Origin of the sequence: Marinomonas pontica, from assembly GCF_036322735.1 — a bacterium.
Classification (GTDB): Bacteria; Pseudomonadota; Gammaproteobacteria; order Pseudomonadales; family Marinomonadaceae; genus Marinomonas; species Marinomonas pontica.
The window spans coordinates 2271957-2296164 of the sequence record NZ_AP027271.1 but is presented as its reverse complement, the minus strand read 5'-3'; the positions used below and the strand labels follow the sequence as shown (position 1 = coordinate 2296164).

20 protein-coding genes are annotated in these 24208 nt (G+C 45.0%); 9 read left to right on the top strand and 11 right to left on the bottom strand.

Annotated elements, in window-relative coordinates; genetic code table 11:
* Positions 1 to 110: 110 nt before the first annotated feature.
* From AABA11_RS10785 to AABA11_RS10775, 3 genes are read left to right on the top strand one after another with little or no spacing between them, the layout of a single operon-like run.
* Entirely contained in the window at positions 111 to 1379 is a 1269-nt protein-coding gene (locus AABA11_RS10785) for a PqiA/YebS family transporter subunit (protein WP_338267784.1), read from the top strand.
* The gene (gene pqiB, locus AABA11_RS10780) at positions 1376 to 3022 is read left to right on the top strand and encodes an intermembrane transport protein PqiB (RefSeq protein ID WP_338267782.1); all 1647 of its coding nucleotides are present in this window, start codon (positions 1376 to 1378) and stop codon (positions 3020 to 3022) included. Before AABA11_RS10785 ends, pqiB begins: the two co-directional genes overlap by 4 nt.
* Before the next feature lie 44 nt (positions 3023 to 3066).
* Positions 3067 to 3666: a PqiC family protein gene (locus tag AABA11_RS10775; RefSeq protein WP_338267779.1), complete on the top strand. Its 600-nt coding sequence runs from the start codon at positions 3067 to 3069 to the stop codon at positions 3664 to 3666.
* A 23-nt stretch (positions 3667 to 3689) separates the two neighbouring features.
* Here the strand turns inward: AABA11_RS10775 and AABA11_RS10770 are convergent, their stop codons facing one another.
* A complete protein-coding gene (locus tag AABA11_RS10770; protein ID WP_338267777.1) occupies positions 3690 to 4553 on the bottom strand; it encodes an alpha/beta fold hydrolase in 864 nt (287 codons plus the stop codon).
* Between the two features lie 239 nt (positions 4554 to 4792).
* Positions 4793 to 6082, bottom strand: coding sequence for a cation:proton antiporter (locus AABA11_RS10765; RefSeq protein ID WP_338267775.1), 1290 nt, complete (start codon positions 6080 to 6082; stop codon positions 4793 to 4795).
* A gap of 369 nt (positions 6083 to 6451) precedes the next feature.
* On the opposite strand from AABA11_RS10765, the gene AABA11_RS10760 reads away from it, so the two are divergent.
* From AABA11_RS10760 to AABA11_RS10750, 3 genes are all read left to right on the top strand, one after another.
* The gene (locus AABA11_RS10760; protein ID WP_338267772.1) at positions 6452 to 8176 is read left to right on the top strand and encodes a tannase/feruloyl esterase family alpha/beta hydrolase; all 1725 of its coding nucleotides are present in this window, start codon (positions 6452 to 6454) and stop codon (positions 8174 to 8176) included.
* Positions 8177 to 8495: 319 nt separating this feature from the next.
* Positions 8496 to 9359 carry an isocitrate lyase/PEP mutase family protein gene (locus tag AABA11_RS10755; RefSeq protein ID WP_111638628.1) on the top strand — a complete coding sequence of 288 codons (864 nt, stop codon included), beginning with the start codon at positions 8496 to 8498 and terminating at the stop codon, positions 9357 to 9359.
* A 37-nt stretch (positions 9360 to 9396) separates the two neighbouring features.
* A complete protein-coding gene (locus tag AABA11_RS10750; RefSeq protein WP_338267771.1) occupies positions 9397 to 9831 on the top strand; it encodes a GNAT family N-acetyltransferase in 435 nt (144 codons plus the stop codon).
* An 84-nt stretch (positions 9832 to 9915) separates the two neighbouring features.
* Here the strand turns inward: AABA11_RS10750 and AABA11_RS10745 are convergent, their stop codons facing one another.
* On the bottom strand, positions 9916 to 10599 hold the full coding sequence (locus AABA11_RS10745; protein ID WP_265730078.1) for a P-loop NTPase family protein: 684 nt from the start codon (positions 10597 to 10599) through the stop codon (positions 9916 to 9918).
* 236 nt (positions 10600 to 10835) lie between these two features.
* Here AABA11_RS10745 and AABA11_RS10740 point away from each other — a divergent pair, with 236 nt between their 5' ends.
* A complete protein-coding gene (locus tag AABA11_RS10740; protein WP_338267768.1) occupies positions 10836 to 11075 on the top strand; it encodes a GlsB/YeaQ/YmgE family stress response membrane protein in 240 nt (79 codons plus the stop codon).
* Between the two features lie 69 nt (positions 11076 to 11144).
* Here the strand turns inward: AABA11_RS10740 and dapA are convergent, their stop codons facing one another.
* Positions 11145 to 12017 carry a 4-hydroxy-tetrahydrodipicolinate synthase gene (gene dapA / locus AABA11_RS10735; protein WP_265730076.1) on the bottom strand — a complete coding sequence of 291 codons (873 nt, stop codon included), beginning with the start codon at positions 12015 to 12017 and terminating at the stop codon, positions 11145 to 11147.
* Between the two features lie 374 nt (positions 12018 to 12391).
* Between dapA and AABA11_RS10730 the strand changes: the two genes are divergently transcribed.
* Positions 12392 to 13015 carry a LysE family translocator gene (locus AABA11_RS10730; protein ID WP_265730075.1) on the top strand — a complete coding sequence of 208 codons (624 nt, stop codon included), beginning with the start codon at positions 12392 to 12394 and terminating at the stop codon, positions 13013 to 13015.
* A gap of 102 nt (positions 13016 to 13117) precedes the next feature.
* On the opposite strand, the gene AABA11_RS10725 is transcribed toward AABA11_RS10730, so the two are convergent.
* The 7 genes from AABA11_RS10725 to leuS all read right to left on the bottom strand — a co-directional run bounded on the left by AABA11_RS10725 (position 13118) and on the right by leuS (position 23549).
* Positions 13118 to 15733, bottom strand: coding sequence for a cyclic nucleotide-binding domain-containing protein (locus AABA11_RS10725; protein ID WP_338267764.1), 2616 nt, complete (start codon positions 15731 to 15733; stop codon positions 13118 to 13120).
* Positions 15734 to 15760: 27 nt separating this feature from the next.
* A complete protein-coding gene (locus AABA11_RS10720; protein ID WP_338267763.1) occupies positions 15761 to 16369 on the bottom strand; it encodes a flavin reductase family protein in 609 nt (202 codons plus the stop codon).
* Positions 16370 to 16575: 206 nt separating this feature from the next.
* Positions 16576 to 17235, bottom strand: a complete 660-nt coding sequence (locus AABA11_RS10715; RefSeq protein WP_338267761.1) for a putative 2OG-Fe(II) oxygenase — start codon at positions 17233 to 17235, stop codon at positions 16576 to 16578.
* Between the two features lie 89 nt (positions 17236 to 17324).
* A complete protein-coding gene (locus tag AABA11_RS10710; protein ID WP_338267758.1) occupies positions 17325 to 19334 on the bottom strand; it encodes a methyl-accepting chemotaxis protein in 2010 nt (669 codons plus the stop codon).
* A gap of 131 nt (positions 19335 to 19465) precedes the next feature.
* The gene (holA, locus tag AABA11_RS10705) at positions 19466 to 20494 is read right to left on the bottom strand and encodes a DNA polymerase III subunit delta (RefSeq protein WP_338267756.1); all 1029 of its coding nucleotides are present in this window, start codon (positions 20492 to 20494) and stop codon (positions 19466 to 19468) included.
* Between the two features lie 26 nt (positions 20495 to 20520).
* Positions 20521 to 21084, bottom strand: coding sequence for an LPS-assembly lipoprotein LptE (locus AABA11_RS10700; protein WP_338267754.1), 564 nt, complete (start codon positions 21082 to 21084; stop codon positions 20521 to 20523).
* A 17-nt stretch (positions 21085 to 21101) separates the two neighbouring features.
* Positions 21102 to 23549, bottom strand: coding sequence for a leucine--tRNA ligase (gene leuS, locus AABA11_RS10695; RefSeq protein WP_338267752.1), 2448 nt, complete (start codon positions 23547 to 23549; stop codon positions 21102 to 21104).
* A gap of 179 nt (positions 23550 to 23728) precedes the next feature.
* Here leuS and AABA11_RS10690 point away from each other — a divergent pair, with 179 nt between their 5' ends.
* Positions 23729 to 24175 (top strand): zinc ribbon-containing protein, encoded by a 447-nt coding sequence (locus AABA11_RS10690; protein ID WP_265730067.1) that lies wholly within the window; start codon positions 23729 to 23731, stop codon positions 24173 to 24175.
* Positions 24176 to 24208: the final 33 nt, after the last annotated feature.

Here is a 24208-nt window from a genome sequence, read left to right as displayed (position 1 = left end):
GGATGGCCTATTATTAGGAAAAGGGAAGTGGATGAACAACCTATTAATAACCGGCGGTTTTTTTCCCTGATTAAGCGTGATTTTTATCTGTGGTGGTAGTTGGCCTGAATATGAGTCTTCCTGTGTTTTATGAAAATATAACGACTTGTGAAGAGTGCGATTTTGTCAATAGCATTCCACCACTGCGTCGTGGAGAACGTTTTCGTTGTCAGCGCTGTGCTCACGTCTTGGTTAATGTTCATAAACATGTTTCCGTTAGGATTATGGGGTCAGGTTTGTCGGCGTTGTTGATGCTGGCGATGTCGCTGAGTTTTCCCTTTTTGGGATTTTCGAGTAACGGCATTGAACGAACGGTTAGTTTGTTTGATACCTTGAGTGTGTTACTAAGCCAAGGCTACCTTGTGCTGAGTATTCTGCTCAGTTTGGCGTTGTTTGTTTTTCCGGTCGTGTATTTGTTGGCTATCTTATTTCTCGTCTGGTCATTTCAACATCAATACGTTTTAAAGTTTGTGCAGCGTTACTGCGTGCGTTGGCTGTTGGTGATTGAGCCTTGGTTGATGGTTGATGTCTTTCTGGTGGGCATTTTGGTCGCTCTGGTGAAAATGAGTAGCTTGGCAGACATTTCTTTGGAACTGTCTTTTTGGGCGTTTTGCGGCTACGTTATTTTGTTATTAAAAACCATGGTTTTGGTCGATAAACGTTGGCTTTGGAATAAAGTCGCGGGGCGTTCTGCTGAGCATTCTGCGTTGGCGATGACGGCGAAGAAGCAAGGGTTGATTGGTTGTCATTTTTGCGGCGCGACTTTATCGGGCCATGCGACCCATTGCAATCGGTGTGGGCATTCGGTTTACAGTCGTCGACCTCGAAGTATCAATACGACGGTTGCCTTGTTGGTCGCTTCTTTGGTGATGTACATTCCTGCCAATGTTTTCCCCATTATGCAAACTACGTTTTTAGGCAGTACTGAGCCGTCCACTATTATGGGAGGCGTTTTATTGCTGTGGTCGTTAGGGTCCTACCCTGTGGCTTTGATTATCTTGTTCGCCAGTGTGGTTATCCCTATCGCGAAAGTATTGTCATTAGGCTGGTTGTGTTGGCAGAGCCGTTACCCTAGCCGCCGTCTTACCAAGCAAAAAATCACCTTGTATCGCTTGACTGAATTGGTGGGGCGTTGGTCAATGATCGATGTTTTTGTGGTGGCGATTTTGACCAGCTTAGTGCAAATGGGCAATTTTATGTCGATTTTACCCGGCCCCGCTGTGTTGTCATTTACGGCGGTTATTGTGCTGACTATGTTAGCCGCTATGGCGTTTGACCCCAGATTGTTATGGGACAAAGACGATGTAACTGGGGCGTCTTTAGAAGGGGGAGAAGAGTGAGCGAACAAAATACACAGGTCGAAAATTTACGCAAGGTTCGGTTTAACTCTATTTGGCTGGTGCCTTTAATCGCACTGATGGTGGCCGGTTGGATGCTGTACCAGAATTGGTCAAGCCAAGGCCCAATTATTACTTTGGTGGCGGCCAACGCTGACGGTCTAGAAATGGGAAAAACGAAACTGAAATCCCGAAATGTTGATGTTGGACGAGTGATCGATATTCGTTTGAGCGATGACTATGAAAACGCCATTATAAAAATCCGAATGAACCAAGGCACGCAACAAATGTTGCGCAGTGATGCCAAATTTTGGGTGGTGAAACCAAGAGTAGGGAAAGAGGGTGTGAGTGGCCTTGGGACTTTGTTGTCGGGTGCTTATATTGATATGACGCCGGGCGTTAAAGGGCGTTTACAGACCGATTTCACGTTGCTAAACCAACCGCCATTGTCGACAGAGAATGAAGGCGTTCGGTTGGTTTTATCGAGTACAGAAGGCTCAAAATTGGACGTTGGGGCGCTTGTGCATTTCCGTGGCTATGAAGTGGGGTATGTCGAGAAAGTAGGATTTGACACGGACAGAGGCACGATTACCTATCGTGTGGTTATTCGTTCTCCTTATGATGCCTTGGTGAACAGCGATGTGCAGTTTTGGATGACGCCAGGGTTGTCGTTTAAGAGTTCCGCCAGTGGCTTTGAGGTACGTTTAGACTCATTAGAAACCTTGATTTCTGGTGGTATTTCTTTTGGTTTGCCGCAAGGACGAACAGCGGGTAAACCTGTGGAGGATATGACGTCATTTCGTTTGTACTCTTCCAAAGAGAGCGCCACGAACAACATGTATAATGAATTTATCAACTATGTGTTTCTCTTTGACAGCAATGTAAGTGGATTGACCCCTGGTGCTGCGGTTGAATTTCGTGGTGTGCGAATAGGAACGGTGTTAGACGTGCCTTTTAGTGGCATTCCTATGGATTCATTAACCTCATTAGACACGCCTTTGATTCCAGTTCGCGCTCGCATTGAACCTCAGCGTTTAAACTCTTTGAATACCTCTGGTGCGATGTCGTTATCAAAGTGGAATGCGTTTATTGACGATCGTATTAATAACGGTGTGCGCGCGACACTAAAAATTGGCAATTACCTTAATGCCGCCAAGGTCATTAATATCGACTTTGTGAACAATCCGCCGCCAGTAAGGTGGAAGGAGTTTTCGGGCTATAAAGTGTTTCCAACTGCGCCCGATGCGTTCGCGAATATTGAAAGCAAAGTGGGCGGCATTCTTGATAATTTGTCTCAGCTACCGTTGAACAGTACGTTTGAACAGCTTAATAGGACCATGAATGAGGCCAACGAAACATTACATCAACTCCAAGCCGTCAGTAAAAGTGTGGCGCAGTTGTTGAATAATGCAGACACTCAGCAGATCCCTACAGAGCTAATCGCTACTATTAATGAGTTGAATGTAACTCTGGAGACGTATCAAGCGAATGGTCAGATAGGTCGGCCATTAAGAGAAAACATGGTGTCGTTAGGCCGTGCTTTGAACGAGTTACAGCCTTTATTGCGTCAGCTAAGGGAGAATCCAAATACGTTGATTTTTGACACTAAACCGCGCGGCGATGTACAGCCAAAAGCGGCACGATAATCCATAACGGCTTGGTTGAGTAGAGTATTCACAGAGGAACATGAATGAACAAGATGAGCGTGAAAGCGCTGTGGTTATTGTTAGTCTGTAGTTTTGTGGCTGGGTGTTCAACACCGGCGGTACAAAGTCATGAGTATTTGCTTATGGACGCAGGGCTGAAAAGTACGCAGCCGCAGTCAACCCGTCGTATTTCGGTGCAATTAATGCCGATTGTGGTTGCGAATTATCTGGCAGGAAATGAAATTGTACTCGTTACGAAGCAAGGTGATGTTCATCGCTCACAAAGTAATCTTTGGGCTGAAACATTATCGCCTCAGCTGACGCGTTTGACTCAACAACGGTTGGAAAAAACCTTACCAAATATTACCTGGTTTGGAGGGCAGCGCTTACCGTCTTATGCCATTGCTTTGTTGAACATAGAGGTGGATGATTTTTATGCGGATTTAGAGGGTATTGTGCACATTTCTGGGCGTTGGCAGATGATTTCCGCCAATGGCGAGTTATCGGCATCAAATACCTTTTACGTGCAAAGCGAACTCACGTCTGACGGTTATTCGACCATGGTACAAACTTTGTCGGCCAGCTGGTTTGATAAGGTCATTGATCCTATGGCTAAAGAAATGGCTAAGGTATTTCATCCCTAAAAATACCTAAGCGTTTAGGGGCTCTAGTGTTGTGCTAGGAAAGACTGAATGTGATTGAGGACATGAATTGGGTGTGTCATATGCAAACAATGCCCTTTCGCTTCAATGATTTCCAGTGTCGCATTGCTGAGGTGTTGCTGGGTATATTCTCCAACCGATACCTTCACTAAGGCGTCGTTAGAGCTTTGCAATAGCAAGCAAGGGTGCGTGATTTTAGGCAACAATGTTCGGTAATCGGAAAAGAAAGTCGCGACGGCAAATGGTTTTGAATAGGTCACATCTGTAGAACAAAAGCTGGTTAACAAGTGATGTACCAACGCGTCGCTGTCGTTCATGCTTGGTCCTATGGGAGCGAGATCACTTCCCATCACAAGCGGTGCTAAATAGTTTCCCCAGCCAATGTAATCTTTATCCATAAGCTCGACCAATCCTTCTAAATCCTGACGGTCAAAACCACCTTGGTACTGTGGGTCGCAATTCAAAAAGCAGGGTGATGGACAGATCGAGATAAGGTGGGAAAAAAGCTCTGGTCGTTGGTCTGCGATAATCCAGCCAATGGTGCTACTGATAGAATGCCCAACAAAGATTACGTTTTGTATGTCTAAGTCATCACAAATTTCAATAACATCTAACGCGTAACCTTCTAAACGCTGATAGCGATCGGCCTCATACGCGGTAAAGTCTGAGCTACCACAACCCACATAGTCGAACAATATAACGCGATAATTCTTTTCTAATTCAGGTAAAAGGAAGCGCCACATGGTTTGGTTACAGCCAAAACCGTGGGCCAAAATGATGATCTTTTCACCGCTGCCTGTGATGTGTAGGTTATTGCGTTTTGCTGTGTTTACAGAAGCCGTGTGTTCATTATGCAGAGTGGATGTCACAATGTTTATCTCTCGATACAATTCGGATGGAGGCTAATACTCGCCGTCGTGCTACGCGTTGATGGCGTAGTTTGTGTATAGATAATTATTGTTATAACGCTATTTTATAGCAGAGGCGTTTTTGTTTTCGTGATCTATGACAAGGATTGTTGAGGGAATAAGGGATTTGTGACGATAAAGTAAAAAGGGTCAACCTAAGTCGACCCTTTTTACTTTTGATTTTTTCGTTAATGCGGTTTTCAGTTATTCTGCTTTTCTTTCGCTGCTTGAATGCTTTTCTGAATAAGTGGCGAAATAGTCAAACCTTGAACAATGATAGAGAAAATAACCACCACGTAGGTAATGATGACCATGATGTCGTGCAGATCTAACCCTTCAATGAAAAGTTGATTGGATGGAATCGCTGCCGCCATTGCCAGTGCAAGGCCGCCTCGTAACCCGCCCCATGTTAGGATTTTTACAGAGTGCTTATCGTATTCACGGTAACGTTTGAAGACCAGGTAAGGGCTTCCTACACTGATGAATCGAGCCAAAAGGACGATGGGCACCATGACTAGGCCAATGCCAACTATTTCCCATGTTAGCGGCATGGTAACGATCAACATACCTATGATTAGGAAAAGTAAGGCGTTTAAGAAGCTGTCTGTCGCATGCCAGAAATCTTTCACATAACGTGTTCCATCTGGGCCACGGCGCTTTGATGCGGTCGCTCGTGTGATGTTACCGAGCAAAATGCCGCTGGTCACCATTGCTAACGCCCCGGAAATTTCCCAAATGTTTGCCAGAGCAAAACCTGCAGACGGTATGGTTAAGGTAACGAGCAAACGGGTATTGATGTCTTTGCAATTGATGATGACGAAGTGGCCAACCAAAGCAATAACAAGGCCGAAAACTATGCCGCCAATGGCATCCACTAAAAACAGTTCCGCTACTTCTTTGAAGCTGGCTTCTGTTCCGTAAAAAGCAACGGCAAAAATAGTGGTGAAAATAACCAATCCCACGCCGTCGTTAAACAAAGATTCACCTTCTACTTGAATGGATATGCCTTGTGGGGCGCTCATTTGTTTGATAATCGCCAATACTGCAATCGGGTCGGTTGGGCTGATGAGCGCGCCGAACAACAAACAGTAGATAAAAGGAACAGGGAAGTTGAGTAGTTCAAATGTGAAATAGCTCATGTAGCCCACAAGAAAAGTGGACACTAATGTGGAGAATAGCACCAGTACGGTGATCTCCCAGCGTTGCCTTTTCAGTGCTGCGAGGTCGATCTCTAAAGCGCCTGCAAACAGAAGAAACCCTAACATGCCTTTTAATAAAAGCTGATTAAAGTCTATTCCGGAGACAACTTGAGTAATAAACAGAGCGGTCTCATCGCCCAGCATTTTTACCGCTAGAATCAAAAGTAGGGAGATAACAACAGAGCCAGTTGTGATGGCAATGGTTGTTTGCATTTTTAGTATGTATTGGTTGGTAAAAGCAATAAAGACCGCTAATGCCGATAAAAAACAGATGAGATACCAAGCGTTCATTCGAGAACCTTAACATTTTCAATATTATTGTTGGGAGTTTAAGGGGTGCACGGGGGATGCTGGGGCAGTATGTTATCCCTAGAATTTCGCTCTGTCACTGTTTCCCTGTATGAAAATTGACCCTGATCGGCAAATTTGATCAAAAACAGGAAATTTAATTTCAAAATCTATCTTTTTCGCTGATTTTTTTGCTGATTTCTGTTTTTTGTGTAGGAAAATTACCACTCAAATGGGGTGGTGCTGTGCTTTTTTTGAATACCTCGAGCAGAAATTTTATTCTCATTTTGGTGCTAACTTACCTATTCTGTTGTTAGTTTAAACAATTATATTTATCTATAATTTATAACAACAAGAATAAGGATTTCTGTTATGCGTCATCGCTCCTCTAAGCATCATTTACTTACCGCCACAATCAGCGGTCTTGCCCTTTATGGTGGTGTCGCAACCGCCTCGGATATGCCTCAATTGAGTCCTGCACAACCGTCGGTTCTGGCGTCTAGTTGCGAGGGGCTTTCGTCTCTTTTGACGGCGAAAAATACCGTCATAGACTCCATCGAAACGGTGGCAAAAGGGGGGCTGAAATTAGCAAGCAGTGATGTCGAAGAACATTGCTTAGTAAAAGGAAAAATGTATGAACGCGTTGGTGAGGTAGATGGTAAAGCGTATGCCATTGGCTTTGAGATGCGTTTGCCTAAACAATGGAATGGCCGTTTTTTATATCAAGGTAATGGTGGCTTAGACGGCGCGGTAAAAACAGCAGAAGGTGCGTTGGGAGGAGGGCCGATAACAGGGGCTTTATTGCAAGGCTTTGCCGTTATCAGCTCCGATGCTGGCCACAGTCGAGGGATTCCGACGTTTGCTTATGATCCGCAGGCTAGGCTGGATTATGGTTATCAGGCCGTGGCCAAGCTCACACCTATGGCCAAAACAGTGATTCATCAAGTGTATGGTCGTGGACCGGATCGAAGTTACTTTGCCGGGTGCTCGAATGGCGGTCGTCATGCCATGATCGCGGCCACGCGCTACGCAAATGACTACGATGGCATTTTAGTTGGAGCGCCAGGGTATCGATTGCCATTGGCGGCTGTAGCAAGCATTGCGGGGGCACAAGTTTATGCGTCTATACCGGACACAGATAAAGCGGATCTGAAGACGGCGTTTACCTTAGCTGAAAGAACGACAGTGTCTAAGGCTATTTTGGCGAAATGTGATGGGCTAGATGGTGTCAGTGACGGTATGATCCAAAACTTTCGCGCTTGTCAGACGGCATTTAGCTTACAAGACGATGTGCCAACCTGTAAGGCTGAGCGTGATGGTGCTTGTTTGACCCATCCCCAAAAAGACGCGGTTGACACCATTTTTAAAGGGGTGACCACCAGTAAAGGGGTGCATTTTTATTCGTCGTTTCCTTATGATGCAGGGATAAATAACAGCGACCACATGATGTGGGAGTACACTGCCCCAATACAACGTGATTCTGGGGCGGTGGCAATGATTTTTAATACTCCGCCAGTGGAACTGAAAGACCATAATATTCGTAACTTTAACGGCGATAATTTTGTCTGGCAGAGCAATATTGACGATCTTGTTAAAAAAGTGAGCACCAGAAGTAGTGTCTATATAGAGTCGGCGATGGATTTTATGACGCCGCCGAACCCTGAAGATATGTCTGCGTTGCGCGATAGCGGTGGCAAAATTATGGTGTATCACGGTGTGTCTGATGCGATTTTTTCAGTGCAAGATACCGAAACTTGGTATCAGGCTTTGAACGCGAAGAATAATGGGCATGCTAGTGATTTCGCACAGTTTTATCCTGTTCCAGGAATGGGGCACTGTCGCGGAGGTCAAGCAACAGATCAGTTTGATATGTTGACACCTTTGGTTGCTTGGGTTGAAAAGGGCGAAAAACCGACGCAAGTGATTGCTACTGCGCGTGGAGAGGGCAATCCAGGTGGCGTAAATGAAGAACTGCCAGTATCTTGGAGCGCCACACGCACGCGTCCATTATGTCCGTACCCAAGCGTGGCAACCTATGACGGTAACGGGAATGTTGAAAGCGCGAAGAGTTTTGCTTGTGAAGTGCCGTTAAAATAGAGCTATTACTATTTATCCCTCCCTCAGCCTGCTTGATTATTTAAGCAGGCTTTTTTATAGGTATCTGTCACATTTACTGTTTAACGGACATGTCTATTTCGTGTGTTGTCTGGACATGGGGGATTGAATGTAAGATCCCTCATTTTTTCTTAGTTGCTGAATCCCTTAATTGTAGTGAGTAGGGATGGCTTTTTTTCCGTAATTTACTTACAAAACCTAACCAAATGGTTTGATTCTAATGAAGGAAAGCCGCAACACGAGTATAATCTCCCGCCATTACACTATATGAAATTTAGTGACATCTTTGAGGAGAATATTTATGGCAACACCTTCCCAACACGATTTGCGTAATGATTTTCGAGCATTATTAGCAAGCGGTAAGTGTTATTACACTGCTTCTACCTTCGACCCTATGTCGGCTCGTATTGCTGCAGATCTTGGTTTTGAAGTGGGGATTTTAGGGGGATCTGTTGCCTCTTTGCAGGTGCTTGCCGCACCGGATTTTGCTTTGATCACACTGAGTGAGTTTACAGAACAAGCGACTAGAATTGGTCGTGTGGCTCGTTTGCCGATTATTGCCGATGCGGATCATGGCTACGGAAATGCCTTAAATGTGATGCGCACTATTGTTGAGCTTGAGCGTGCTGGTGTGGCCGCACTAACGATAGAAGACACCTTGTTGCCAGCAAAATACGGACATAAATCGACCGATTTGATACCAGTAGAAGAAGCCGTGGGTAAATTAAAAGCGGCTTTAGAAGCGCGTATTGACCCTATTATGAGTATTATTGCGCGTACCAATGCTGGTCAGTTGACGACGGAAGAAACCATAGCCCGTGTGAAAGCTTACCAAGCTGTGGGCGTAGATGGTATTTGTATGGTCGGTATTCGTGATTTTGCGCATCTTGAGGAAATTAGCCAGCATATCTCTATTCCTATTATGTTGGTGGCTTATGACAATCCTGAATTACGTGACCGTGAACGTTTAGCGGCGAACGGTGTGCGTATCGTGGTGAATGGCCACGCTGCGTATTTTGCAGCCATTAAAGCCACCTACGATTGTTTGCGTGAGCAGCGCGGTATTGCAGAAGGCACATTAAATGCGTCTGAGTTATCGACTCGATATTCTACATTGGAAGAAAACCGAGTTTGGGCAAACAAATACATGGATGTGCAGGAATAATAATACACAACGATGTGATGCTGATAAGGATGAACGGATGATGCTGAGAGAAATGGTCATCAATGATTACGAGCAAGTGATGGCATTGTGGGGCAATACCGAATCCATGAGTTTGCGTGGCGCCGATTCGAAGGCAAACATTGCCATTTATTTGGATAAAAACCCGGCATTGAGCTTTGTGATTGAAGACGGGCAAACTGTCATTGGTGCTGTATTGGCCGGAACAGATGGTCGACGAGGCTACCTTCAGCATTTAGCGGTGAATCCTAGTTACCGAGGCCAAGGTTTGGGTAAACAGCTTGTCGAAGCGGTGATCGCCGCGTTGTTGGCGCAGCAGGGGATTGCCAAAACACATTTATTTGTTCATACCGATAACCAATCTGCTCAGGGCTTTTATGAGTCCATGGGCTGGTTTGCGCGGGATGAAGTGCGTATGTTTTCATTCAATTCCTCAGCGGAACGTAATGTGTAATGCCGTGAATGACAGAGTGTGTTGAACGATATGAATATACAAAAGAGGCCAATTTTTTGGCCTCTTTTATATTTGAAACGGTGATTATCCGAGCTGAGCTAATTGTTCGTAAGTGTTTCGCAACCAGACCTTCATGCGCTGGCGTTCTGCAATATTCATGATGCCTTTGTCGTTTGCAACGGCCCAGAAACTGCTGTTATTAAAGTCGATTTTTTGCGTTAACTTACTTTGAAGCTTTGGCAATTCAAGGATCAAGGCTTCTCGTTCAATGGCTTTTTTATAGGTGGTAGATTTTTGGAAACGAGAGAAATCTGTCCCACGGCCGAGGTTTTGAACAACCACAAAGTCTACAGACGGTTGCTGGTAGCGTTCAAACAGGGCATCCAGTAACGCCACGGAATCCGCGCCATCGTCCATAACGTGCCAAAGGCATACTTGGTATCCCATTTCATCTAAGAGACCAAATACATCGGTTTCTTCTATCCACTTTCCCAGTGGTTGAGCCGCTTGTGCAGCAAGGTCGATAATAAGATCTCTGTCTGGGTATTCTTCAATCGCGGCGAGCATGCCATCTAAACTGTCTTCTTCGCCAATCAGAACAGGTGAAGAGAACTCACTGTAAAAACGTGAAAAAGTACTATGAGAAGCGTCGCAATCAAAGCCTAAAAAGGGCTGATTATTATCAATATAATATTGCGCTAAAACCCGTGCCGTCATCGATTTCCCGACACCACCTTTCTCACCGCCTACAAAATGTACCTTACCCATTTAGATTCCCTCACTAAAAATTAACTTGACCCTATTTTAAAGGCTTATTGAAAGCTTTTTTATATCAAATACATCCTACCAATATTATTTGAAAAAGCTTGGCACTTTCATGACAAAGTAACAGAAAAAAGAATGAATGGGTTAGTAGTATAGGGGGGTGAGAGGCTTTTCTAGTGACTTAAACAAATAGCTGCTAGTCTGAATCACTGTTAATTACATAATATAAGGATCATTTTATGGAGATCATAGCTTTTTTATTTATTGGCGCTCTGGCTGGTTGGTTGGCTGGCCAATTGGTCAAAGGTAGCGGCTTTGGCTTGGTTGGTAATATCGTGATCGGGGTTGTTGGGTCTTTTGTTGGCGGATTTACTTTCCAGCTGCTTGGACTGTATGCCGGTAGTTTTCTTGGGTCTCTTGTTACTGCAACCGTGGGTGCCGTTATTTTGCTTTATGTCGTTCGGCTTGCTAAATCGTAGCAATGAAAATGTTTATAAAAGAGCCCGCTTTTGAATGCGGGCTTTTGTGTGTGTTCTTTAACCTAAGGCCTAAATAAGCTCTAGTTCTTCCATAATGCGACGAATCGTGGCTTTTGTGCTGTCTTGTAATGGCACCATAGGCAAACGACATTCTTCGGTGCAAAGGCCGAGCAGAGACATAGCGTACTTAGGGCCTGCAGGGTTGGGCTCTATAAACAAGGCATTGTGCAAAGCAAACAGTTTATCTTGTAGTTGAGCCGCTTCCACATATTTGCCTTCACGACATAAACGCTGCAATTCAACAACCTGTTTTGGTGCGACGTTCGAGGTAACCGAAATACAGCCATTTCCGCCACCAACGTTGTAAGCCACTGTGGTAATGTCGTCACCACTAAGGAAATTAAAGGGTTTGTTGATAAGCGCGCGTTCGCGTATCGGACGTGTTAAATCCCCTGTGGCGTCTTTAACGCCAATGATTCTAGGTAGCTCAGCAAGGCGCGCCATGGTGGCGACTTCTAAGCCAACCACAGAGCGAGGTGGGATATTGTAAAGGATGATTGGCAGTTTGCTGTTGTCGTGGACGTATTTGAAATGCTCGAACAGACCCGTTTGGTTTGGGCGGTTGTAGTAACCAGCGACGTGAAGTGTTGCGTCCGCACCAGCTTGGTATGCGTATTCAGAATAATTTACGGCTTCCATTGGGTTGTTTGAACCTGCACCCGCTAGGACTGGCACAGCTTTGTTGGTTTCTTGCACCGTGATTTCAATGACTCGTTTGTGTTCATGTTCGCTCAGTGTTGGGGATTCACCCGTGGTGCCAACAGGTACAAGGCCGTTGATTCCTTGGTCTATCTGCCAACGCACGATATTGCGTAATGCGTCTTCGTCTAATTGACCGTCACGAAATGGAGTGATTAATGCTGTAATTGCGCCGTAAAACATACTTTTGCCTCATTTAGGCCGGTATGCATTCTGCTGAGAAGAGAGATAAACCGTCAGCGAGAATGCTGCCGGGGAGTTGTTTGAATCTTAATTCCACACGTCAGCGCCGCAAAGCTTCTTAGCCTTACGTTTATCGCCGTTGCGTTTATTTAAGATAGAGTTATTCATAAAGTAATAGAGATTCTTGTGTCGCTTAATGTGAAAACATTTTTGTATGCTGACCTTTTTTATTTCAAAGGTCAATACGTTAGCACTTTTTTTATGCAGATGATGAACGCTACAATCGCATTCGTTTTTCAAGGCTTTATTCGCTAGTATATGCGGTCAATTTTCTGTTATTTGACTTCTTAATAAATTTAATAAAGAGAGCGTTTATGGATTTAACTACGTGGTTGTCATTGGTTGCTGTTTGCGTAATGGGGGCCATTTCACCTGGACCAAGTTTGGCGGTAATTTTACGCGTATCGATTTCTCAGTCTTCTTTACATGGCGTGCTTGCGGCAATTACACATGGTTTAGGAATCGGTTTTTGGGCATTTCTGACGTTGCAAGGCTTGGCTATTTTGATGGCTCAGCATCAAGATATTTTTGCTGTACTTACCGTGTTAGGTGGTTTGTATTTGGCTTGGTTAGGCGTTAAAGCGTGGCGTTATGCAGGTCAGGGAAGTGACGTAAACGTTGAGGGGGTTAAATCTTCTTATTGGGAATCTGCGCGTGATGGGTTGATGATCTCGTTAATGAACCCAAAAGCGGCCTTGTTTTTCCTAGCCTTATTTAGTCAGTTAATCCCGCATAATATGGATGCGTTGATTAAGTTTCAATTGTGGGCAACGGTCTTTGTGATTGATACGGGTTGGTACATTATTGTCGCGCTGCTGTTGGCTGGTGGGCCTGTTTTAGCATGGTTGCGCCGCCACATTGTTTGGGTAGACCGAGGCATGGGAACAGTATTAATTTTATTGGGGCTAAAAGTCGCCATTGGCTCGTTTGTTTCATAAGCACGGTATTGCGTAAAGACGCACCCAAGTTTCGAAAAAACCAACGTTGTTTTTCAATGTTGAAAAGCAACGTTGGTTTTTATAGCGAGGTTTAACGACGTGTTATTTTTGGAAAATAAAGTCTTCGGTTTCCAGTAATTGTTTTGTCCATAACGCATACGCTTTTTCATTGAGATGCAGGCGATCACCTTCGAATAAGGTTTCTTTTATCTCAGCGTTTTTGTCTAGCAAGGTGGAGAAAAGATCTATGTATTGCGTATTAGGGCGTGTTTTGGCCAAACGCGCTAATAGGGTGTTGGTCTTTTCGATGGTGTTGCGCATTTTTAGACGTGCTGGACTGCATTTTATGCTAATCAACGTCACTGGAATGCCAGGCAAATGCCGATCGATCTTCTGTAATAGCTCAATATACAACTCAACCACTTTGTTCGTGTCGCAATGATTGCCGATGTCGTTGTCCCCAGCGTAGATGACCAGCGATCGTGGGTTATGCGGTAAAATGATGCGTTCAAAATAGTAGACGCACGCTTCGAGTGTCGCTCCCCCAAAGCCTAAATTGATGCCGTCTTTTTCTCGGAAGTTATGGCTAAAGTCACTCCATAACCGCATGGTTGAGGAACCGTAAAAAGCGACAGGGCGCTCCTTGTAAATCTGATGGGCGAGATGAAACTCAAGCTCTCGTACATCCGACTCAAATTCCACATCGATCTGATTCAGGCTCATAACATTGGATCGGTAACCATTTTTACCACTGAAAATGGGGTACTGACGAATTTCTCGTGACAGCTCGACCGCTTCGTTTACATAATCTTTGTATTCTTCTTGGTAGGAAAGCAAGAATTGATGAAAGGCACCTTTGTCTTGGTAATCGACTTTACTGGACAGTTTAAACGCGGGTTTGATGATGACCGTATAGATGTTGTGATCGGCACGTTTATCAAAGTTTGCAACGACGATCGGGACAATCCAAGGCTCTTCACTTCCCATTGAACCTGCTAGCTCAAAGGCGTGTGGCAGTAGTGCCCCCGGAGATTGCTGGGTGCTGAAACTTTGCCCTTCTGGTGAAATCATCAAAGGGAAATTTTGGCGTAAGGTTTCTTGTGATTGTTGGATAAAGGCATCGTATTCAGGAGTGTCTTTGGTGAGGTCTTCCCAACTATTGATGAATATATTGCCAAAGCGACCATAGAAGTCGTCGCGCCAGAATTCACTTTCTTTACTGCGACGAACGACTCGTTGCCCTGAAATACCGTATTCATTGTCGATCAGCATGGCGCTGATGAATTGAGCGTCCATAGAAAAGCGAAAGCCGTTCGGTAGTCTGTTTGTTGGTGAACCCAATAAATGGTTGTAGATAAATAAGGAGCCGGCTTTCTTGGGTAAGTTTTCCAGGCCTTTTATGACGTAAGGCACCTGTTGGAATGCTTGCTTGAACAGCTCTGTTCCAAGGCGTCGTGCATCAAGTGCTGGGGTGTCCTTCGGTAAGTTGTTGATGGTGTCATAGACATTTTGCAGATGTCGATAAAACGCATTCTCCCTCTGCAGGTCTTTTAAAATATCCAGACACATGCCGGATATTGTGCGTTCTAGAACGCAGCCAAAGTGCAAACATTTATACAGTACACCGAAGGCTTCGTCGGTGGTGATGGCGCTTTTAAGCAACTCACTGACTTTATAAAGTGGTGAACTAACCGGTAATAACGCGGCATTCTGTTCAATGACATTGCTGACTGCCAGCACTTCGTCATTGGCTATCTGTGATAAATAGCGCATTCTCGCCGCGAGCAAATGGGCACCGATCAGCCAAATCAGGCGATATAAGTATTTCACCGCAAATTTTGGGCTGTCTTGAAACATTTCGAGTAGATCATCTCGTTTAATAAACAAGATGCTGCTGTCTCTGGAGGAGATGATTGAAGTGCGGTTTTTCATCTCGTTATCTTGGGTCGCCCAAGCTAATACAGTTCCTGCACGTGCGATGGTGCGGGTTGTAATGATGTCGCCAGAATCGGTTTGATAACTCACCACGACCTTACCTTTGATGAGTAAATATAAGCCGTCGGCAGGTTGATCCTGTTGGCTAAGAATGTCCCCTTGGTGAGCCAATAAAATGGATGATTTTTTAGCAAGCGTATGGATTTCAGCTTGTGTAAAGGTTTCACAAAAAGGGGCGTAATTGAGCAAGCCAATTGCGTCTTTGAGTGCATGTACTTGTGTTTCGGAATCCAGCAAGGGACGCGTTTCTTCAAATGCCAAGGACTCGTTTGAAAAGAATGGTCGTGTCTGGTTTTGCACGTTAGTAAGGACGGGTAATGATTCCTGATACACAAATTGCAGAAAACGGGAGGCAAACGATAAATTAGCGTCGAGTATTTTTTGCAATTCGACAATCGGCCATAGGATGAGTTTGGACGATTTGGTTGCCGTAAAAGTAGTGGCATAACGAGACGGATGACGAAAGGCTGACCAACCTATAGGGGAAAGGAGGTTGCTGATCATGCCGACATTGTAAGATTTTCCTGTGTCCTGAAGCGGTACAGAAATCGCGACTTCGCCTTCAAGTAAAAAATAGATGTGCTGACCTATTTCAAATTGTTTGGCCAATATTTCTCCCGCTTTTAGTGTTTTTATGCTGGCCAAATCCGTAAGGGATGACATCAGCTCAGCGTCTACATCGGCCATGAAGGGAAAAGTTGTTATGTGGTTTTTTACGTCCATCTTTGTTTACCTCAAATCTGTGATGCCCTAATTAGGACGTTTCATCGTCACTGTCTTGCCAACGAGTGCATAGTCATCGCCACCGAGTCGGGCAAGCGGGTTAAGCTTTTTGTTATCAATATAAATTCGAGAATTTGCTTCTGTGATCAGGTCTTCTTCAACATGCACGTCCAGTATCTCTAAATACACCGCTTGAAAAGAGGCGTTGCCCAGCGAATGTATGTCAAACAACCGACAGTGCATGGCCACGTTGGCTTGTTGAATACGCGGTAGTGTTTTAGTGAAGTCGGCCAGCGAGACATGCGTGTTAGGTAGCTCAGATTCACCATAAGGTAAATTGGCCGCACTTTCGTTTACGGCGTTCATCAGTGCTTCACTGGGAATATGCAAAACGCATTCCTTTTCTCGCAGCAAATTGTGTTTTGTGTCTTTTGCTTGATCGGCGGATTTGTTGCCAATGGACACCATGACCAGTGCTGGGTCCGAGGAGACAGGTGCGAAATACGAGAAGGGAGCTAGGTTGAAACTCTCGTTTTCGTTTTTGGTTAGAATCCACGCAATTGGGCGTGGAGTGATAGTTTGAGTGATCAGGTGGTAGCGTTGATTCGCGCTGAGTTGATCAAACTGGAAACGCATAGACTTCCCCATAGTGATGGCCACATTGCATAAAGATCATAGCTTGTTAAATTACTACAAATAACGATCTATTGTGAATGTTTGAATGGAAACTTATGAAATTTCTTGTAAAAACATGAGTGAACAGCGTAATCGAAGCGGTTAGGCTAAGCCAGTAATGTTTTATTGATACTGGCTTGGTAGGAGATGCGTTGCGAGAAGTGCCGCTAATACGCTTCAATAATACTGTTGAACGCGATCACAACTCGGTCTTTTTCTCCAAAATAGGGCAGGGCTGAATGTTTCAAGTAGGATGGGAAAATAATGACCTGTCCGTCCGTAGGGGTAAAGTCCCACACGCCTTGTCCACCAAGATATGCGGTACCAGGGTCAGCGTAGTGTTCGGCGTTGATTCTAGGGTCATAAAAGCGGTTCAGGCCGCCGTTGCCTTCGTGCTGAGCATCACCAGGTTCTAGGTAGTAAATGCCACACCAAGAACAATTAGGGTGCGAATGGGCATCGTGATAGCCACCTTTTTGTGTGACGTGATACCAAGATTCAATGATGTGAGCATCGGCTTGCATGTCTTCGGGCCAAAAAGCGTGATTCACGGTTGCTGCGATCTCAAGGATGAGTTCTTCCAATGCTCGCTTGGCTTCCATCACATTCGCATCAGCAAGATCCAAAAAGTCTAGGGTGCTTTCATGCAGCGCGTGTTTTGCTTTAGGGGCGATTTGGCTTTCAATGGCGGTGGTTTGTTGGTTTTTTTGCTGGTAAACCGCGCTCAATAATGCGTCTTTTAAAAAGTCATGATCTGGCATTTGTGTGACGAACAGCGGCGTGCTCCAAACGGTCAGTTCTTCTAGGATAAGAGATTCATTCTGCATGCTGTTTTTCACCAAGTGTAAGTGGGAGCCGCATGATAGCAGCCTGCCAAAATAAGTGAAGCCTGCTGGGCAGGCTTCACTTTATGGGGCTACAAATTATTAGCTTGTTTAAGACTTTCTATGACGGTGACTTCTTTGTCGATTTCTTCCATCCGGGTGGTCATTTCCCGTATGGCGCGAATGCTTTCATTGACGTCACGACTGGCCATCGCGGAAGCATCACCAAGAGATTGAATTTGCGCGGTCAGCTCACTGGTGTTGCCGGTGAGTCGTGCCATAAACTGTTCCATGCTTTCAATCGAATGGCTGATAGAGCCTGTGGACTTAGTCACAGATGAAATGGTGTCACCTGTTTTGTTCAGGCTGTCTTGAGTGTTCTTAGACAGTTGACGCACTTCATCCGCCACCACGGCAAAACCTCTGCCTGCTTCACCGGCACGCGCGGCTTCAATGGCAGCGTTAAGAGCGAGCAGGTTGGTTTGGTCTGCTATACCTGAAATGACTTTAAGAATGGCCAGTACCTGTTCTGAGTTGTTTTTAAGCTGGGCAACGTTACCACTCAGGGCTTTACGTCCGTCTTCTTGAGCGGTTATGTCATTTTTTAAGTCGTGAAATGTGCCGCTGACATCACTAATAATGGCTTCTGTCTGTTGAGAATATTCAGTGATTTGATTAAAACTGCTCACTACTTTTTCAAGCAAAGGGCGATATTCAGAAAGGTACTTAATAAGATCCGCTTGTAAACGGTTGATTTGCATCAAGCTGTTCAATTTTGACAGTGTGAAGAACTCTTTGAAATAGCTGTAATGGATCGGAAAATTATCAACAATGGGGTCTGAGAAAGGCTCGTCTTTGGCGACTCGAAATAAGAAGAGTGCGGTCAGTGTTTGGTTCATGTGTACACCTAAGAGTTCACCAAATGTGGAGAATCCTGCGGCTTTGATGTTTTGAAAAGCGGTGAGGTCTTTCAGCGCGTTGGCGTTGTTCAGGCGGCGTAAAATACAGTCGTTTGCCAGCATGGCAACCGGCTTTGGTTTGCCTTTCATAAACTCATCAAACGCTTGCTTGGTGCTGTCTGCAAACCCTTTGGCCTCCACTAGGATAAGCTCGTCACCGAAGTCCAAATCGCAAAAGAAGTGAATCACTTTCTTCTCCAAATCGATGCTGGCGATTGATCGAATAAATAACTCGTTGCCGATTTCAACGGCAAAGGAGTGGCTGTTCAGTTTTGTGTTTAGATCATGAGGTTGGCATTTAAAGTAGTCGCACAAATGATCGACAATATTCACTATATTTCCCGTGGATTTGGAAATAACGGTGGTAACTGTACGACGTTGTGGATCGGATTCTGCAATGTAGAATGAGCGTTTGGTCTTTTGGAAGTTGTGCGTTTTCAAAATACCATAGCGGATATTGTCAGCTAGCTTAGTGAAGATCACAACGGCGCTGTTGTGCGCTACTTTGCTGCCGTCGTAAACCGACGCTTGTTTAAAGTCTAATTTCCCCCCGGCTGAGCCGCCAATGAAATGGCAGGGAAAACGTTGGCTGTCGTACAATGCCTTCATAAAGAAGTTTTCACTGGACGATAGTCCATCAATGAAGGTGATGGCGATGGTGTCTTGATAATTGACCGCCATTTTTAGGTTTATTTTTTCAATTTCTGACCGAATCGCTAGAATTCGTTCTGGTTTGCTTTTTGATGTTTTGCCTTGCTTTAAATCTTCACAATGTAACGCGACGGTCTTTATCTCGATGGCATCGAATAATTCATCGCTGTAACTTTGTAATACTATGGAATCCCATTTGCCATCCGTTGTTTGGTAAAAGTTGGCTTGTTGACTGTTGAGTTCACCTGAGGTCATAACAGCGACTACTTTGTCACAAAAGGGCGTGTAACGTTGAATGCTTTCAACGGTGCTTTCAAAATCCAGATTGGAAGAAACGAACGCTAAAATAAGTTGTGTTTTGTGTTCGGGGAATTTCAGAGCCGATAGACTAGATTCAGACAGTTCGGACTGCGCTACTTGAAGAATTCTAACGCCGTCACTGTGTGCTGCGGAATCAGATTGCGTTAATGTTTTTCGTTTGAACCAAGACATAGACGTCTCCATAGGGCCAATTTGTTTTCGTTATTATCCCTCTAATAAGGATAGAACAATGTCGGCTTTATGTGTCTATTGCTTTAAAATCGTAACCTATTGATACAAATCAATTTTATGATAATTAAAATTTATGGGATGTCGAGTTCTGTGCAAGTCGGTTTGTATCCGCAGAACATCATCACCAAATTCCGAAAGCCTGTTGCACTGTCTGGGCCCTCTAAACCTTTGATGCTTTTGTCTATCAATGCTAGGTAATTCTGCATGTAAGGTAGGGTGACTTTATTGTGGCGTGACATGGCGCTTTCATAAAAAGGCACGCGTTTGTCCCAGATTTTTTCACTTTGGCAAGCTTGTCTGAAGCTCGAGGATTGCATGCTTTGAAGGAGGTTGGCCAATGTTTGCACTTCGCGATTAAACAGCCACAAGATAATGCTGGGCTCGACACCTTCGCCAAGCAATTGATTTAAGCAATGCATGGCGTCTTTGGCTTTGCCCATTAACAGCCTGTCACTAAGATCGTAGATAGAGTAGCGACTGCTGTCTGCAACTGACTCAACGACTTTTTCGGCATCTATTTGGGCGCCTTGGCCATGAAGTAAGGCGAGCTTTTCTAACTCCTGAGAAAGCGCCAGAAGGTTACCTTCGCCGCGTTCACAGATCACACTGGCGGCATCCCGAGTCAGTGATAGATCAAGGGATTGCGCTCTTTGCTGTACCCATGCAGGCAATCGGTTGGCTTCGATTGGCCAAATTTGTACAAATACACCTTGAGACTCAAGTTGTGTGAACCATTTTGCTTTTTGCGTTCGAGCATCGATTTTAGGCAACGTTAGTAAAATGGTATTGTCTTCGCTAAGGGATTGACCTAATTGAGCCAAAGCTTTGCTGTGTTTTTCGCCCATTTTATCTATTTGTATATCGAATAAGCGTCGGCTTGAAAATAAAGACAGACTTTGGTTTTCATTAATAACGTCTTGCCAGTCAAACTGCGCATCGGCAACAAAACGAAGTCGTTCATCGATTTGGTGATGTTGTGCGGCTTTTCGAATGCTGTCTGCGGCTTCTTGGCACAACAACACATCGTCACCCGAAATAATATAAATAGGGGCTAAATTTTTCTTCAGCTGCTGTATTAGTTGATCCGCGCGGACTTTCATAGCATGGGCCTAAACGTAATGTCAGTTTATAAAGGCGCGTAGCTTAAATCGCTTACTAACTGGTTTGCGAGGTCATCGTACATGCTTTCAGTGTGCGTCTGGTTGTAGGAAAGCTTGGCGCTTTCTTCCGCGTTTTGATTGGTAAGGGTCTTCGTTGTGCTAATGGCGCGAGGGCCATACAGGGATTTACCGTCAGCCTGGCGGATAAAGTAGTGGCTGCTTAATCGGCGCTGGATTTGAGAGACATCGTTGTCAGCGTCACGAGCCAATTGCGTATCAGCAACAGCAATGGCGTTAATTTTTAGGTTCAATACTTTGTTGTTGGCGCTGTCTTTGTCTATTACTACGACACCCGCTTTGCTTAGCGCAATTCTAAGAGCGCGATCAAAGCTGTCCGATCCGCTGTCAGAGGTTAACGTCAAGACGTGTAATTGAGCAGGGATATTGGCTTCGCCTCGCAAATGGAAGCCACAAGCGACCATACTCATAGTCATCACGAGTAATAAAAATAGACGAGTAGTGTGCGTAAAGGCGGCAGTCATATCCAAGATCTCTGTATTGTTGAAAAGGAAAAGGGATGGCTTAGCCATCCCTTATTACGCCTTGATTAGTTGGCGACAATGTTCACCAATCTACCTGGCACGACGATCACTTTACGGACCGTTTTGCCTTCTAGAAACTTAGCCACACTTGGGTGAGCAAGTGCTTCCGCTTCTATTGTTTTGCTGTCCGCACTAGCGGAAACGGTCAATTCAGCGCGTTTTTTCCCCAGCACTTGGACAACGATCGTCAACTCATCTTTTACCAAAGCGTCTTCATCAAGCGTTGGCCAAGGAGTATTCACAACGTTGTCATTGTGGCCGAGTTCACTCCAAAGTTGATGGGCAATGTGAGGCACAATAGGAGACAGCAATAACGTTGCGGCTTCTAGTGCTTCCTGCTCGACAGCAAGTCCTAATTCCGACGTATCTTCAAATTTACTGATGTCGTTACACAGTTCCATCACAGCGGCAATGGCTGTATTGAATGTTTGACGACGTTCAATATCGTCTGATACTTTCTGAATGGTTTCATGTGTTTTACGACGCAAGGCTTTTTGAGCGCCATTTAATTCAGCAACCGTCAGTTCACCTACTTTACCAGCATTGTTGTGACGGTAGCATAGCGCCCACAAACGGCGTAGGAAGCGTGATGCACCATCAACGCCAGCATCGTTCCATTCTAGAGACTGTTCTGGTGGCGCGCTGAACATCATGAATAAACGAACGGTATCGGCACCGTATTTCTCAATCATTTCTTGTGGGTCGACTGTGTTGCCTTTGGATTTAGACATCTTGGTGCCATCTTTGTTTACCATACCTTGCGTCAGTAGACGTTTGAATGGTTCATCAGAGTTCACAAGACCCGCATCACGCAGCAATTTATGGAAGAAACGTGAGTACAATAAGTGAAGGATCGCGTGCTCTACACCACCAACATATTGGTCAACAGGAAGCCAGTAGTTTGCCTCTTCTGTTAGCATCGCATCCGTGGCTTCTGGGCAGCAGTAGCGAGCGAAATACCAAGACGATTCCATAAAGGTGTCGAAAGTATCTGTTTCACGTTCTGCTTCTTCGCCATTAAACATAATGGATGAGAAGTCTGGGTTGTTTTTAATCGGGGAGTTCACACCGTCCATGATCACATCTGTTGGTAACTCAACAGGAAGCTGATCTTGTGGCACAGGCACAACCGAACCGTCTTTTAGGTTGATGGTTGGGATAGGCGTACCCCAGTAACGCTGACGGCTAACGCCCCAATCACGTAGACGATAATTTACTTTTACTTCGCCTAGGTTGCGTTCTACCATCCATGAAGCAATCGCATCGAAAGCTTCTTTGAAAGCCAATCCGTCGAATTCACCAGAATTGCACAGTGTTCCTTTCTCAGTGAAGGCGGCTTTTTCCAAATCAATCACGCTGTCATCAGAGGATTGGATGACTTGTTTGATGGCCAAATTGTATTTTTTGGCGAATTCAAAGTCTCGCTGGTCGTGAGCAGGAACAGACATCACCGCCCCAGAACCGTAATCCATTAATACGAAATTGGCAGCGTAAACAGGCACCGCTTCGCCCGTAATTGGGTGAATGGCTTTGAAGCCAGTGTCCATGCCTTTTTTCTCAACCGTAGCCAAGTCTGCTTCTGTCGTCGACATTAGCTTGCTTTCAGCAATAAAAGCGGCCAAATCTGCATTCTGCTCAGACGCTTCCAAAGACAGTGGGTGTTGAGTTGCGACAGCAACGTAAGTCACACCCATGATGGTGTCTGGGCGAGTCGTGTAAACAGATAGGCGTTCGTCTTTGCCTTCTACGGCGAAGCTGAACTCTAGACCTTCAGAGCGGCCGATCCAGTTACGCTGCATGGCTTTTACTTTTTCTGGCCAGCCATCAAGCTGATCTAGGTCGTTTAATAGTTCTTCTGCGTAATCAGTGATGCGGATAAACCACTGAGAAATTTCTTTTTTCTCAACCGTTGTAGCACAACGCCAGCAGCAGCCTTCTTCTACTTGTTCGTTTGCTAATACGGTTTGGTCTTCAGGACACCAGTTTACGGCCGCGGTTTTTTTGTACGCTAAGCCTTTTTCGACTAACTGAGTAAAGAACCACTGTTCCCATTTGTAATATTCAGGCGTGCAAGTCGCGATTTCACGATCCCAATCGTAGCCAAAGCCCAGCTCTTTTAACTGGCCTTTCATGTAAGCAATGTTTTCAGTGGTCCATTTGGCTGGTGCTGTTTTGTGTTTGATTGCGGCGTTTTCTGCAGGAAGACCAAATGCATCCCAACCCATCGGCTGAAGGACATTTTTACCTTGCATGCGTTGGTAGCGAGAAATCACATCGCCGATGGTGTAGTTGCGAACGTGACCCATGTGCAGACGGCCACTTGGGTATGGGAACATAGACAGGCAGTAGAATTTTTCTTTGTTGGAATCGGCGACCGCTTTGAAGACTTTGTTCTCGTCCCAAAAAGATTGAGCAGCTTGTTCGATTTGCTGCGGATTATATTGCTCTTGCATGATGTATTCTTATCCCATTATCGACGTAAGGTTGGTAGACCTGTATTCTCTTTTTCATTAAAAGAAAGGCTAAATAGCGACATAGCACAAGATATTGCTGTAATGGCCAACAGAGTCTGAAAATATCCGCTATTTTATAGAGATGGAGCCCTAAATAGAAGGTGCATTGAGGAGGAGTTATGAATTCTATGAAAAAAGATTCGTCAAAACGTGAGAGCGATTCCAATTTAGTGGAAGAAGCGCGTAAAACATTGATTGGCGCGAAAGACTGGTTTTTAGAAGATGTCGCACTTATGACCGCTTATTGGCACGATAAAATGGGCTATACCGAAGCGTGGGTAGACGCCAATTGGCACTATGTCTTGGATGAAGGGCATGAGTTGGTTGAAGAGCTGGACGAAAAAGAAGACGCCGCGCTGTTGTGGCTTATTAATCACGCGAACAACAATCCTGTACCGCTTGAAGATTGTCATGTTGTGGGGGCAGTCGTAGCGCCAGGTCGTTATCGATGTATGTCGTGTGGCCATGACAACGACGTCGAAACAGAACAAACATTAGAGCCATGTGAAATCTGCCATTATGGCTTAATGTCGACGCATGACGAGAAGGGCGATAGCGCCGAATAACATAACGCTCTTTAAAGAAACACCACAACGATT

What these genes read in the sequence shown, in the direction of transcription:
- AABA11_RS10755 (WP_111638628.1), top strand. Translation starts at nt 8,496, where the DNA reads ATGGCAACACCTTCCCAACACGATTTGCGTAATGATTTTCGAGCATTA.
- dapA (WP_265730076.1), bottom strand. Translation starts at nt 12,017, where the DNA reads ATGTTTTACGGCGCAATTACAGCATTAATCACTCCATTTCGTGACGGT.
- AABA11_RS10690 (WP_265730067.1), top strand. Translation starts at nt 23,729, where the DNA reads ATGAATTCTATGAAAAAAGATTCGTCAAAACGTGAGAGCGATTCCAAT.
- AABA11_RS10715 (WP_338267761.1), bottom strand. Translation starts at nt 17,235, where the DNA reads ATGCAGAATGAATCTCTTATCCTAGAAGAACTGACCGTTTGGAGCACG.
- AABA11_RS10785 (WP_338267784.1), top strand. Translation starts at nt 111, where the DNA reads ATGAGTCTTCCTGTGTTTTATGAAAATATAACGACTTGTGAAGAGTGC.
- AABA11_RS10760 (WP_338267772.1), top strand. Translation starts at nt 6,452, where the DNA reads ATGCGTCATCGCTCCTCTAAGCATCATTTACTTACCGCCACAATCAGC.
- AABA11_RS10750 (WP_338267771.1), top strand. Translation starts at nt 9,397, where the DNA reads ATGATGCTGAGAGAAATGGTCATCAATGATTACGAGCAAGTGATGGCA.
- AABA11_RS10740 (WP_338267768.1), top strand. Translation starts at nt 10,836, where the DNA reads ATGGAGATCATAGCTTTTTTATTTATTGGCGCTCTGGCTGGTTGGTTG.
- AABA11_RS10700 (WP_338267754.1), bottom strand. Translation starts at nt 21,084, where the DNA reads ATGGCTAAGCCATCCCTTTTCCTTTTCAACAATACAGAGATCTTGGAT.
- AABA11_RS10710 (WP_338267758.1), bottom strand. Translation starts at nt 19,334, where the DNA reads ATGTCTTGGTTCAAACGAAAAACATTAACGCAATCTGATTCCGCAGCA.
- AABA11_RS10725 (WP_338267764.1), bottom strand. Translation starts at nt 15,733, where the DNA reads ATGGACGTAAAAAACCACATAACAACTTTTCCCTTCATGGCCGATGTA.
- AABA11_RS10730 (WP_265730075.1), top strand. Translation starts at nt 12,392, where the DNA reads ATGGATTTAACTACGTGGTTGTCATTGGTTGCTGTTTGCGTAATGGGG.
- AABA11_RS10775 (WP_338267779.1), top strand. Translation starts at nt 3,067, where the DNA reads ATGAACAAGATGAGCGTGAAAGCGCTGTGGTTATTGTTAGTCTGTAGT.
- AABA11_RS10765 (WP_338267775.1), bottom strand. Translation starts at nt 6,082, where the DNA reads ATGAACGCTTGGTATCTCATCTGTTTTTTATCGGCATTAGCGGTCTTT.
- leuS (WP_338267752.1), bottom strand. Translation starts at nt 23,549, where the DNA reads ATGCAAGAGCAATATAATCCGCAGCAAATCGAACAAGCTGCTCAATCT.
- AABA11_RS10720 (WP_338267763.1), bottom strand. Translation starts at nt 16,369, where the DNA reads ATGCGTTTCCAGTTTGATCAACTCAGCGCGAATCAACGCTACCACCTG.
- AABA11_RS10745 (WP_265730078.1), bottom strand. Translation starts at nt 10,599, where the DNA reads ATGGGTAAGGTACATTTTGTAGGCGGTGAGAAAGGTGGTGTCGGGAAA.
- holA (WP_338267756.1), bottom strand. Translation starts at nt 20,494, where the DNA reads ATGAAAGTCCGCGCGGATCAACTAATACAGCAGCTGAAGAAAAATTTA.